Below are 13,487 nucleotides of genomic sequence, written 5' to 3' on the forward strand. Positions count from 1 at the left end.
AGCGTGAGGAGACCGCCCTTCGAGGCGTCGTAGCCGATCTGGCGGAAGAAGCCGGTCACCGCCACCGAGCAGATGTTGACGATCGCGCCGTGGCCGGAGGCGGCGAGGTGGTCCACCGCGGCCTGCGCGAGGAAGAACGGCGCGCTCAGGTTGACCGCGAGGATGCGGTGCCACTGTCCGGTGGTGTACTCGCGGAAGGGAACGCGGTGCAGGATGCCCGCGTTGTTCACCAGCACGTCGAGCGCGCCCAGTTGCCCGGCGGTGCCGTCGACGATCCGTCCGGCGAGGGACGGTTCGCCGATGTCGCCGGGGACCGCGACGGCGCTGCCCCCGCTGTCGCGGATTCTGTCCACTGTGGCCTGTGCGGTAGCCGCGTCGAGGTCGTTGACGGCCACGGCGGCACCGTCGGCGGCCAGCCGGGTGGCGATCGCCGCGCCGATACCCCGTCCGGCGCCGGTCACCAGCGCGACCCGCCCGTCCAAAGAGGATCCCATCGGCGTGCCCCCCGTTCAGCTCGGTTCTTCCCAGCCGAGCAGCCTCGCCGCGTTGCCGTAGAGCCAGGCCTCGCGGCAGCGCTCGTCGATGTCGAACTCGGCGGTCTCGGCGGCCAGTTGCCCGGTGGTCCGGCCGTGGATCCATTCCAGGCCACCGAAAAGAATCTTGTGGCGGACGGTGGACGTGCCGTGGGCGAACAGCGGTTCCCAGCCCGATCCCGGTTGTTTCATCTGGCGCGGGCGGTAGGTGGAGAACTCCAGGTACACGTTGGGGTGCCGCTGGCACAGGGCCATCATTTCGGGGATCCAGGGCCAGCCGCCGTGCCCGGCCACCAGGACCAGGCCGGGGTGGCGGACGGCGATGGCGTCGAGTGCCCGCCAGGTGCACCAGTCCATCCGCAGCCGGGAGGACAGGTTGTGTCCGGTGTGGACCCACAGCGGCAGGCCCAGCTCTTCGAGGACGTCGTAGAAGGCGTGGGCTCCCTCGGACAGCGGATCGGCGGCGGTGAGGAAATGCGACACCGCGGCGCCCCGCATGCCCAGTTGTCCCGCGCAGCGCCGGATCTCCGTGATCGCACCGTCCGGATCGGACAGGTCCACGCAACCCCAGCCCTCGAACAGCGTGGGGTACTTGGCCACGAACTCGGCGACGCGGTCGTTGACCACGCCGCCCCCGCGCAGCGGACGGTAGTTGCTCAGCAGGACCTGGTGGCGCACGCCCTCGCCGGCCAGCCGGGCGGCGTAGGCGTCGAGGTCGAGATCGAAGGCACCGCCGGAGAGCAGCCAGGTGACCGCTTCCCGCGGATCGCGGCGGGCCAGTGCGGCGAATTCGCGAGGGTCCAGCCCCGCCATGCGGGACAGCCGCGGGCCGAACACGCGAAAGTAGTCTTCGGCGGTCTCGGCGAAGCCGAGCAGGTAGGCCTCCCAGCACTCCCGGTCGAGCAGCATCCCGGCCATGTCGATGACCGGCCGGGGGCCCGCTTCCGCCGTCATGTCCCCACCCCGAATCTGTACGAGCGTTCATACAGTACGTGTTCAGGTTACTGGCTCGTCCGGCACGACGCCAGCGCACGGGAGGGCGGTCTCGTCCCGCTCACCGTTTTGTCGGACCCTTGCGGCATCGTGGCCCCATGGACTGGAAACCATGGCTGACCCGGTGGAGCGAGGAGTGGATCAGCGCGGCCGAACCGGACGAACTCGATTCCGCGGTGCTGCGCGACCGCTGGCTCGGCTTCGCGCCGGCGACCGAGGACGAGGTTGCCGCGGCCGAGGCGCGGCTCGGCCTGCGCCTGCCCCCTTCGTACCGGGAGTTCCTGCTGACCACGAACGGCTGGCGCGACGCCGGCTGCTTCGTGTACCGCATGCGGGACACCTCCGACCTCGGCTGGCTGCGTGATCACGAACCGTATTGGGAGGACTGGGAGGGCCTGAGCCCGGAGGACAATCCCGATCTGGCCAACGACAACCGTTTCACCCGCGGCCTACTGCTTTCCCAGGACGCCGACGCCGGCATCCTGTTCCTCGACCCGGGTGACGTCGACGAGGCCGGTGAGTGGGCCGCCTACAGCCTGTTCTCGTGGCGGGCCGAGGCGCCCGCCCGGTTCGCCTCGTTCAGGGAGCTGATGGAGGACCTGTACGCAGAGTTCCACCAGATACGCCGGCCCGAGGGCGAGACCCGGGACTTCTGGGACGCCCAGGTCGAGCAGGCACGGCTCGACGTGCTCGCCGGGAACATCGACGGTCCCGACAAGGTGCTGGAGCGCGCCGAGGACTTCGGGCGGGTGCGGGCCACCGTGCTTCGCGCTCAGATCCTGTTGTTCCTGGGGCGCCGGGATGAGGCGGGACAACTGCTGGGACGGCTGCTGCACCCGTCGTTCGTGCCCGGCAGTTTTCTCACGGACCCGCTGTTCACCGAGGAGTTCCTGCCGTACCTGTTCGGCGAGCACACCCGCGAGGCCCCTTCCTTTTCCGTGCTCGATGCCGCGATGATCGGCGAGCAGCCGCAGATCATGGACATGATCGCCGAGCACGAGCCCCGGTTCCGCGTGGCCGGGCAGGGCTTCGTCTACGGCAATCCGGAGTTCGACGAACCGATCCGCCGTGCCCGGGTCACGCACGCGGACGATACCGACGCGCTCTGGGCGGCGATCCGGGAGGCGATGCCCCACTGGCGGCCCCGCACCGCCGACCACATCGCCCCGGTCGCGCTGCTCGCCGACCCGGTCCTGGCCGCCGTCCTCACCCCCGAACGGGGCCGCGAGCTGCTGGCGATCCCGAGTGGAGGTGCCTGAAAACCGATCAGCGGGCGAGGACGGACCGCACGATCAGTTCGGCGTAGAAACGGGAGAACTCGGTGTCCGACAGCGGGCCCTCGGCGTGGAACCAGCCCGCGACCCGGAAGGCCATGTCCAGAAACGCCATCGCGGCGATGCGGGTGGGATCGCCGTCCGGCAGTTCGGGGAGGACGAACTCGCCCGAGGCGACACCGGCGCGCAACACGTCTTCGAAGCGGGCGCGCACGCGGAGCCGGTTCTCCCGGACCTCCTTGCGGTGGTCCTCGTCCAGCGCGCGCCACTCGTCGCCGACCGTCGCCTCCCGGCTCAGCCTCGTGTGGTGCAGGACGAACACCTCCACCAGTCCGCGCAGCCGCTGCGCCGGGGGCGCGTCGGCGGGCACCGCGTCGAGATTGCGGTCGAGCGCGGCGTGGGCCTCCATGATGATCGAGTAGAGGACGTCCTCTTTCGACTCGAAGTGGTTGTACAGCGAGCCGGAGGTCAGCCCGCAGGCCTCGGTGATGTCCCGGACCGAAGTGGCGTGGAAACCCCGCTCGTGGAACAGCCGGGTGCCCGCCTCCTGAAGCCGTTCACGGGGATGCCGATCCGATGCCACTCGTGCCCGAGCCCTGGTCCTCCCCGGCATTCTCACCCCGTCGGCGGTCGATGGCGCTGGCGCGCGCTGGTCGGTGACGGCCTCCACGATAGCCGAGCGGGTCTATGAGCGTTCATTCGCCGAGGTGGGGGTGTGCCGCCCCCGCCTCATTCCGCCGCACCGACCACGAAACTCACCGCGGTGCTGCAACTGCCGCCGATGTTGAGGGTGGCCGCGGTGCGCGCGCCGTCGACCTGGTACCCGCCCGCGGTGCCGGTGACCTGGCGGTGGGCGTCGAGCAGCATGCGCACCCCGGTCGCGCCCACCGGATGGCCCGCCCCGATCAGGCCGCCGGAGGGGTTGACCGGGAGACTCCCGCCGAACTCGATCCGCCCGTCCTCGACGGCTTCCCAGGCGCGCCCGGGCTCGGTCAGCCCGAAGTGTTCGAGTGCGACGTACTCGTTGACGGTGAAGCAGTCGTGGGTCTCGATCACGTCGAGTTCGCGTGGGCCGTCGATCCCGGCCCGGCGGTAGGCGTCGGTGATCGCCTGGCGCACGTTGGGAAACAGGTACCCGCCGTCCGCGCTGAGGGCGAGCTTCGCGGCCAGCGGGAGCGGTGCGGTGCGGTGGCCCCAGCCCCGGATGACCCCGGCCTGCGGGGCGGACCGGCGCCGAGCCCACTGCTCGGCGAACCGGCGGCTCGCCAGCAGCACCACGGCGGCGCCGTCGGTGATCCGGCCGCAGTCGCTCTTGCGGATGCGGCCCGCCACCACGGGGTTGACCACCTCGTCGTCGCCGAACTGCGCCGCGTCGTTGGTCCAGGCGCGGGTCTGGGCGAGCGGGTTGCGCCGGGCGTTGGCGCGGTTGATCTCCGCGATGCGGGTGAGGTGGGTCCGGTCGAGTCCGTGGCGGCGCTCCACCTCCCCGGCGATGCGGTCGAACAGGCCGGGCCAGGGAAGGACGTCGTCGCCGGTCTCCTCCCGGGTCCACGCGGCGCTGCCGAGGTGTCGCGCGGCCTGCTCGCTGTGCACGTTGCGCATCAGTTCGAGCCCGGCGACCAGCGCCAGGTCGTAGCGGCCCGCTTCGATCTCGGCCATCGCCGCGAGGACGGCCGTGCTCCCGGACGCGCACGCGGCCTCGTGCCGGCTGGTGGGCAGGGAAGACCACGACGGCTGCAGCATGGGCACCATGGCGCCGAGGTGGGCCTGGGCGGCGAACAGTTCCGCCCCGAAGTTCGCCACGTGGGCGGTCTCCACCTTCTCCGGGGCCACTCCGGTCGCGTCGAGGCAACCGGCGACGGCCTCCTCGAGCATCTCGTAGAGCGCGTTGTCGCTGTCCTTGGACCAGTTCCTGGCGAAGTCCGTCTGGCTCCCGCCCAGCACGTAGACCGGTTCGCGCACGGCCCGACCTCCCGCTCGTGGTGAACTGTATAAACGTACGTACAGTGTCGCGCGCGCCGGGGCCTTTGACAACCCGCGACGGCGCGCCGTCTGCGTCCTCACCCCGCTGGGGTGAGGGTGCATACGCGCACGCCCGGCGGTGTGGCGGTCCATAAAGGACGTTCCAGCAAAGCGCGTCCAAAGCCGGCGAGAAGCGAACTTAAAGGTTCGCGACGTAGGTTCACCCCGTTTGATCTTGAAACGAAGGCGGGGGCCATGGGGCGGCGGAACACGCGAAGGCTCGGGATCCTGGGACTGCTGTGGGCGTCCTGGCCCGCGAAGCTGGTGGCGCTGGGGCTCACGGTGGCCCTGCTGGCAGGCACGGCTGGCGATGCGATCGTGGGCCTGCCCGGCAGCGCGGGCCCGGACGGGCGCGGCGGCGCCGCGCACGGACCGGGGCAGCGCTGGGGCACCGCCGCGGGCGGCGGCAGCCATGTCGAGGGCAGCGGGAAGAACCGCACCGTGCCCGCCTCGTTCAGGAGCGCCTATCCGGCGCTGACCTGGAACACCGCGCAGAACAGCGCGGAACTCGCCGCGGCACCCGAGGTTCCCCGGCACGGTTTCGACGCCGCGACCAGCAAGGAGATCCCGGAGGCCCGCGACGCCTACGACCGCACCTACACCAACACCGACGGGACCGAGACCACCGAGTTCTCCTCGGTGCCGGTCAACTACCGCACCCCGGACGGCTGGGCGCCCATCGACACCCGGCTCACCGCGGACGCCGACGGCTGGCGCAACACCGCGGACTCGGTCGGCCTGCGGTTCGCGCCCCGCGCCGATCGCGGCGAACTGGCCACGGTCAGCACGGGCGGCGGCCGGCAGGTGTCCTTCGGGCTGTCCGGTGCCGCCGGTTCGGCCGGTGAGGTCACCGGAAGCACCGTCACCTACCGCGGGGTGCGGCCGCAAACCGACCTCGAGCTGGAGTCGCGGCCCGGCGGTGTCAAGGAAACCGTCGTCCTCACCTCCCGTGACGCCCCGGCCTCCTTCGTCTTCCCGTTGCACACCAACGGCCTGACCCCGCGCCTGGACGGCGGCCAGGTGGTGCTGGCCGACGCCGCCGGCGTCACCAGGGCGGTGATCCCGGCCGGGGACATGACCGACGCCGCGCAGGCCCGCTCCACTGGCGTCACCTACCGGCTCGTCGACGGGCCCGCGCTCGAGGTCACCCTCGACACGGCCTGGCTGAACGATCCCGCCCGGGTCTACCCGGTGCGCGTGGACCCGACCGTGCAGGTTCCCGTGGACGGCGCCGCCGCCGACAGCGCGATGTACGTGCAGGGGTCGAGTTCCGCCTCGGGGAGCTCGCAACTGCTGGTCGGCACGGTGGACGGGCAGAACTCGGCCTCCTACCTCAGGTTCGGCGGCCTGGTGAGCAAGCTCCAGTACCACACGATCTTCGGGGCCGCGCTGTGGGCGGTGAACTACGATTCCGACTCCTGCCAGGCGCGGCAGGTCAGCGTGCACCCGGTGACCTCGTCCTGGACGGCCGGTTCGGGCTACTCCTACCCGGGGCCCTCCGTGGGCGCCGCGCTGACCAGCAAGTCCTTCGCGCACGGCTACATCGCCTTCGGGCAGTCCTCGTCGGCCTGCCCCACCGCGGGGGAGGTGTTCGACCTCGGCGCCGACGGCCGCGACCTGGTCCAGCGCTGGGTCGACGGCACACAGGCCAACTACGGCCTTTCGCTGCGGGCTTCGACGGATTCCCTGTCCGGCAAGCGGTTCACCGGGACCGGTACCGCCAACCCGCCGAAGCTCTACGTCACGCACAGCCCGTACAACGCGGCCTACGCGATCCCGAACCCGGTGCCCAACCCGACCGTGCTGCAGAACCAGGACGGCAAGATCAAGGTCACCGTCACGAACAAGAGCGCGGCGGACTGGGCGGCGAGCGACTACTACCTCGCCTACCGGGCCTACAACGCCGACACGGGCGCGGCCGTGACGCAGCAGCGTTCGGCGAGTCTCACGGCGACCGTCACGCGGGGCGGCAAGGTGACGCTGGACGCGACGATCAAGGCACTGCCGCCCGGCAAGTACTTCCTCGACTTCACCATGGTCAAGACCGGCGGGGTCGTGTTCACCGACTACCAGGTGCCGCCCGCACGGCTGGTGCTGCAGGTCTTCGACATCCCGCCGGTGGTGCAGGAACTCTATCCGCCCAACGGTTACCAGGCCCCGACGCTGACCCCGCAGCTGTGGGCCAGGGCGCTGGACATCGACGCGCCGCCCAGTTCGAGCCTGCAGTTCAAGTTCGAGATCTGCCAGCGTGACGACGCGGGGAACCCGACCGGCTGCACCAACTCCGGGTACGGCACGAAGACGGCCTGGACGGTGCCGTCGGGAACGCTGTCCTGGAGCAGGGCCTACCTGTGGCGTACCTACGTCAAGGACGCCACCACCGAGGTCGTCTCGCCCTATTCGGCCCTGCTGGCCTGGGTGCCGCAGCCGGACGTCACCTCCCGGCTGGCGGGCGCCCCCTACGGTGAGCGGCAGCAGGAGTTCGACCCGCTGGTGGGCAACTACAGCACCGTGGCGGTGGACGCCGTGGTGGCCACGGCGGGGCCGGAGCTGACCCTGACCCGGACCTACAACAGCCTCGACCCGCGACGGGACGGGCTGTTCGGGGCCGGGTGGACCAGCCGTTACGACATGAAGCTGGTGACCGACGACGACGGTTCCGGCAACGTGGTGGTGACCTATCCGGACGGCCAGGAGGTGCGGTTCGGCAAGAACGCCGACGGCACCTATGCCGCGCCGTGGGGCCGCACGGCCTCGCTCACGGTCGACTCGACGTCCTGGAAGCTGCTCGACACCTCCGGCACCACCTACCAGTTCTCCCTGGCCGGGCGGCTGACGCGGATCACCGACAACTCCTCCCACGCGGTCGTGCTGAGCTACGACACCACGACGGGCAAGCTCGCCAAGGCGCAGGTGTCCAACAGCCAGACCAACACCGCGGGCCGGTCGCTGACCTTCACCTGGACCGGGGCGCACGTCACGAACGTCAAGACCGACCCGGTCGACGGTGCGGCGCTCGCCTGGGACTACACCTACACCGGCGACCTGCTGACCAAGGTCTGCGGCCCCGGCTCGGCGTGCACGGGCTACGAGTACGCGGCCGGTTCGCACTACCGCAACGCCGTGCTGGATTCGCGGCCGGAGTCGTACTGGCGGCTCGGCGAGGGCGACGGCACGGCGGCGGGCAGCGAGGTGACGGTCAACCTCGGCAAGGACGCGGGCACTTATTCCGGCATCACCCTCGGCACCGTGGGGCCGATCGCCGGTTCCCCGGACACGGCCGCCTCGTTCAACGGTACGACGTCCAAAGTAGACCTTCCCAAGGGGACGCTGAAGAAGGGCCGCGACGGCGCGGTCGAGCTGTGGTTCAAGAACTCGCTGACCGGTTCGGGCGGCCCGCTGCTGGGCTACCAGGACAAGGCGCTCGGGACCGCGTCCACCACCGGCGTGCCGGTGCTCTACGTCGGCACCGACGGGAAGCTGCGCGGTCAGTTCGGGACCGGGAGCATCAACCCGATCACCTCCGCCACCGCGGTGAACGACGGCAAGTGGCACCACGTGGTGCTTTCGTCCATGGGCAGCACCCAGACGCTGTACCTGGACGGCGCGAAGGTGGGCGACCTCACCGGCAAGACCATCGACCACTCGCTGCTGACCTTCAACCAGATCGGCGCGGCCTACGCCACCACCCCGGCCTCCTGGCCCGCCTGGGGTTCGGCGGCGCAGCGTTCCTACGCCGGTGCCATCGACGAGGTCGCGTACTACACCGGACCGCTGGGTGCGGCCGCGGTCGCCGCGCACTACAAGGCCGGGACCGCCCAGGCCGACCAGCTGACCAGGGTCGCCCTGCCCAGCGGCAAGACCGCCTCCGCCGCGACCTACGACGTGGTCAAGGACCGCGTCAAGGACTACACCGACGACAACGGCGGCCGCTGGAAGATCGGCACGCCCACGGTGTACGGCGGGAGCACCGACCTGCGCCGCAGCGTCGAGGTGCTCGATCCGGCCGACCGGCCCAGCCTGTACGAGTACGACGCGATCGGGGGCTGGCTGCTGCGGCTCGGGCAGCCGCTCGGCCTCGAAACCCGCAGCGAGGACGCCCCGGGGGAGCCGGTGCCGACCTCGCCGCCGCCCACCGAAAGCTGCACCACGCCGGACGCGAACGACCCTTCGTTCTGCACCACGATCCCTGGTGACTCCGGCGGCCCGGTGTTCGTCCGCTACGACGCGGAGGGCACCAGCATCCGCTCGTTCGGCTACGACGCCGACGGCAACCTGGCCACCGTCACCGACGAAAACGGCGACACCACCTCCCTCACCTACGACAAGCGCGGCAATGTCGACTCGACGAAGACCTGCCGCAGCGCGACCGAGTGCCACACCAGCTACACCACCTACCCGGCGACGGTGACCAACCTCTACGACCCGCGGAACAACCTGCCCACCGAGACCAGGGACGCGCGGTCGCCGAGCGCCACCGACACGACCTACCGCACCAGCTACACCTACCACCCCAGCGGCCAGGTGCTGACCCAGACCAATCCGGACGGCAGTTCGCTGAAGAACACCTACACCACCGGCGCCGAGGCGGCCGTGGGCGGCGGCATCCCGCCGTCGGGCCTGCTCGCCACCGCGACCGACATCCGCGGCAAGGTGACGAAGTACGAGTACTACGCCAACGGCGACCTCGCCCGGCTCACCGAACCCTCCGGGCTGGTCACCGAGTTCACCTACGACGCGATCGGGCGCAAGATCTCGGAGAAGGAGATCTCCGACAGCTTCCCCGCCGGGATCGTCACCACCTACACCTACGACGGGATGTCGCGGCCGCTGACCCAGACCGACCCGGTGACCACGAACGCGGTGACCGGGGCCAAGCACCAGCAGCGCACGGCCAACACCTACGACGCCGACGGGAACCTGACCGCCGCCACCTTGTCGGACGTGCTCGGCAACGACCCCGCCCGCGTCACCACCACGCTCTACGACGAGCACAACCACCCGATTCTGGTGACCGACCCCGAGGGCGGCGAGCGCGTCCGCAACTACGACGTGTTCGGCAACCTCACCACCGAGATCGACCCCGGCGGCAACCGCTACGACCTGGCCTACACCGCCCGCAACAGCATCGCCGAGGTGCGGCTGCGGGACTGGCACAGCGACCCGGACGGCGCGCCCGCCACCGGGACCGGCGACTACCTGGTGCTGAGGTCCTACTCCTACGACTTCGCCGGCAGGCTCGCCAGCAGGACCGACGCGATGGGCCGCCGGACCGAGTACCAGTACTACGGCGACGGGCTGCTGCACAAGGAAGTGCTCAAGAACTTCCACGACCCCGACGGCAGCACGCGCGACTTCGTGGTGCAGGACAACACCTATGACGCCGACGGCAACCTGACCACGAAGGTGACCGGCAACGGCCGCAACACCGAGCAGTACACGATCGACGTGATGGGCCGGGTTTCGTCCATGGTGGAGGATCCGGGCGGCCTCGGGCGCACCACGTCCTACAACTTCGACGCCGAAGGCAACGTCACCCGCAGCACGCTGAGCGGCAAGGCGTCCAATGTGCCCTGGATCACCTCCGCCACTCCGGAGACCAGCGAGTACGCCTACGACGACAACGGCAACCTGACCGACGCGACCATCACCGACGGCACCACCCGGCTCACCACGCACTACGGCTACGACCAGCGCGGCCTGCGCGTCTCGGTCACCGATCCGCGCGGCGGGGATGCCTACACCAGCAGGACCACCTACGACGAGGCCGGCCGTGCGGTGACGGTCACCGGCGCGCCGGTGGCCGCGGAAAGCGGCGGGGGAGCGGCGAGCACGGTCAAGCCGGTCAAGACCTTCGGCTACGACACCTTCGGCGAGCAGACCGAGGCCGCCGACGAACTGGGCAACGTCGGCCGGACCACCTACGACCGCAACGGAAGGCCGGTGAGCGCCGCCGATCCGGCCTACACCGCGCCGGGCGCGAGCGGCGCGATCACCCCGACCACGCTGATCTCCTACGACCGCAACGGAAACGTCGTTTCGGTCACCGATCCGCGCGGCGGGATCACCCGGCGGTCCTATGACCAGCTCAACCGGCTGGTCGGCGTCGACGAACCGGCGTCCACCAACGACGAGCGCGCGGTCACCTCCTACACCTACAGCCGCACCGGGAAGGTGCTCTCCAGCACCGACCCCACCGGGGCGCGGACCGAAGCCACCTACGACGACCTCGACCGGCAGGTCACGGACACGGTGGTGGAGCGCCGTCCGGCCGCGGCGGCCTACACCACGAAGGTGACCTACAACGACTCCGGTGACGTGCTCGCCGCGGTTTCCCCGAGCGGGGCGGTCACCAGCAACACCTACGACCTGCTGGGCAGGCTGACCAAGACGATCGACCCGAGCGGGCTGCCGGAGGAGTTCGGCTACGACTTCGCCGGACGGCAGGTCCGCGGCGCCGACGGGCTGGGCCGCACCTCCCAGCAGTCCTACGACCTGTTCGGCAGGCTGGCGGCCTCGGCGGATCTCGCGCCGGACGGCACCACGCTGCGCACCACGCGGTACGGCTACGACCCGGCCGGGAACCTGACCTCGGTCACCGACCCGAACCAGACCACGAGAAGTTACGCCTACGACGCGGCGAACCGGCTGGTCGGCCAGACCGAGCCGGTGACCGACACCCGGTCGATCACCACCACCTTCGGGTACGACGCCGCGGGCCACCGCACCCGCTACACCGACGGCCGCGGTAACGCCACTATCACCACCTACAACAGCCTCGGCCTGCCCGAGACGGAGATCGAACCGGCGACGGCGACCGCGCCGAACCTCGCCGACCGCACCTGGACCACTGCCTACGACGCCAACGGCAACGCCGTGGCCGAGACGGAACCGGGCGGGGTGACCACGCAGGCCACCTACGACGCGGCGGACCGGCTGGTCACCGAGACCGGGACCGGCGCCGAGGCGGCCACGGCCACCCGGCACCTCGGCTACGACCTGGCGGGCCGCACCACCTCGATCGACGCGGTGACCGGCACGAACTACTACAGCTACGACGACCGCGGGAACCTGCTGGGCTCCGGCGGCCCCGGCGGCACCTCGTCGTTCGCCTACGACGGCGACGGGAACATGACCGTCCGCAAGGACGCCGCCGGGAACGCGACCTACGGCTACACCAACGGCAGGCTGGCCTCGATGACCGACGGGCTCACCGGCGCCACCGAAACCCTCGGCTATGACGGGTCCGGAGCGGTGAAGACCGTCTCCTACGGCGGCGGCCGGACCCGCACCTTCGGGTACGACAACCTGGGACACCAGATTTCGGACGTCCTGACCAACCAGGCGGGCCAGACGGTGTCCTCGGCGGCCTACGCCTTCGGGCTCGACGACTCGCTCACCCGGGAGACCACCACGGGGACCGCGGGCGCCGGCGACTTCACCTACACCTACGACAAGGCGGGGCGGCTCACCGGCCGGACCGGCGGCGGCCAGACCACCGCCTACGGCTGGGACGACGCGGGCAACCGGGTCCAGAACGGGGCCAAGACCGCGACCTACGACGAGCGCAACCGGCTGCTGTCCGATGGCGACTACACCTACACCTACAGCACCCGGGGCACGGTCGCCTCGCGCACCAGCGCCGGGCTCACCGACCGGTTCGCCTTCGACGCCTTCGACCGGCTGATCACCGCCGCGGGCCAGAACTACGTCTACGACTCGCTGGACCGGATGGTTTCGCGCAACGGCACCGGGTTCACCTACGCCGGGCCGGACGGCGAGGTCGTCTCCGACGGGGCGCAGAGCTTCGCCCGCGGCCCGGAGGACGAACTGCTCGCCACCGGCAGGGGCGACACCAAGCGACTGTCCCTTTCGGACAACCACGGCGACGTGGTCGGCGGTTTCGACCCCGCCGACACCACGCTGGCGCAGCTGCCGGACTCCACGGGGTACGACCCGTTCGGCAAGGTCACCGCGAAGACCGGCGATACCGGGGCGCTGTCGTTCCAGGGCGACTGGACCGACTCGGCCACCGGGCAGGTGAACATGGGCGCCCGCTGGTACGACCCGGGCACCGGCGGATTCGTCTCCCGGGACAGCATCACCTCGGACACCGGAGAGAACGCGGTGATGGCCAACCGGTACACCTACGGCGCGGCGGACCCGCTGGACTTCACCGACCCCGACGGGCACAAGGCGGAGCCCAGCGACACGGTGGAAAGCTGCGACGGCGGCCCGAATGACGACTTCTTCGGCTGCTTCCAGTACCAGTTCTACTTCGTGTCGCTGGCCCTCGAACGGCAGGCACAGGCCCAGGCGGACGCCGCGGCGCACAAGCACCACAAGTCGGCGCCGGGGGCGAACGACACCTACCCGTCGTACGCGCCGGGCCCGGCCTACCGGGGCTCGGGCGGGGGCGGAAGCTGCGGCGCCTGCTACGACCCGTACGCCGCCTACAAGCGCGCGAAGCGGATCAGTGACGCGGCCATCGCCTCGAACGCGTACCGGGCCAGGACCACCCACATCGGGGTGAGTTCCTCGGCGCGCACGCCGAACTTCTCCGGCGGCAAGATCGTGTCGTCCAGTCCCTCGGTGCCCGCTCGGGCTACGGGCGCGAAACGCAATGTCGTCGCGGACCAGAAGAAGGGTTCGGACCGCATTTACC

The 13,487-nt window shown here is 70.6% G+C and carries 6 protein-coding genes; 2 read left to right on the top strand and 4 right to left on the bottom strand.

Going from position 1 to position 13,487, the window contains the following annotated elements; translation table 11 throughout:
• Both FNH05_RS17765 and FNH05_RS17770 read right to left on the bottom strand, forming a co-directional pair.
• The coding region (locus FNH05_RS17765; RefSeq protein WP_144589789.1) for an SDR family NAD(P)-dependent oxidoreductase at nucleotides 1-494 on the bottom strand (494 nt) is incomplete at its 3' end.
• Between the two features lie 15 nt (nucleotides 495-509).
• Nucleotides 510-1,487: an amidohydrolase family protein gene (locus FNH05_RS17770; protein ID WP_144589791.1), complete on the bottom strand. Its 978-nt coding sequence runs from the start codon at nucleotides 1,485-1,487 to the stop codon at nucleotides 510-512.
• Between the two features lie 137 nt (nucleotides 1,488-1,624).
• On the opposite strand from FNH05_RS17770, the gene FNH05_RS17775 reads away from it, so the two are divergent.
• Nucleotides 1,625-2,785: an SMI1/KNR4 family protein gene (locus FNH05_RS17775; RefSeq protein ID WP_144589793.1), complete on the top strand. Its 1,161-nt coding sequence runs from the start codon at nucleotides 1,625-1,627 to the stop codon at nucleotides 2,783-2,785.
• Between the two features lie 7 nt (nucleotides 2,786-2,792).
• On the opposite strand, the gene FNH05_RS17780 is transcribed toward FNH05_RS17775, so the two are convergent.
• Together FNH05_RS17780 and FNH05_RS17785 are read right to left on the bottom strand one after the other, a co-directional pair.
• The gene (locus FNH05_RS17780; protein ID WP_186382598.1) at nucleotides 2,793-3,383 is read right to left on the bottom strand and encodes a TetR/AcrR family transcriptional regulator; all 591 of its coding nucleotides are present in this window, start codon (nucleotides 3,381-3,383) and stop codon (nucleotides 2,793-2,795) included.
• Nucleotides 3,384-3,529: 146 nt separating this feature from the next.
• Entirely contained in the window at nucleotides 3,530-4,762 is a 1,233-nt protein-coding gene (locus FNH05_RS17785; RefSeq protein WP_246127798.1) for an acetyl-CoA acetyltransferase, read from the bottom strand.
• A 255-nt stretch (nucleotides 4,763-5,017) separates the two neighbouring features.
• Here FNH05_RS17785 and FNH05_RS17790 point away from each other — a divergent pair.
• Nucleotides 5,018-13,487: RHS repeat-associated core domain-containing protein (locus FNH05_RS17790; RefSeq protein WP_144589797.1), on the top strand; the 8,470-nt coding region annotated here is incomplete at its 3' end.

The organism is Amycolatopsis rhizosphaerae, assembly GCF_007713715.1.
GTDB lineage: Bacteria > Actinomycetota > Actinomycetes > Mycobacteriales > Pseudonocardiaceae > Amycolatopsis_E > Amycolatopsis_E rhizosphaerae.

Coding starts and splice junctions, on each gene's coding strand:
- FNH05_RS17770 (WP_144589791.1), bottom strand. CDS start 1,487: ATGACGGCGGAAGCGGGCCCCCGGCCGGTCATCGACATGGCCGGGATG.
- FNH05_RS17775 (WP_144589793.1), top strand. CDS start 1,625: ATGGACTGGAAACCATGGCTGACCCGGTGGAGCGAGGAGTGGATCAGC.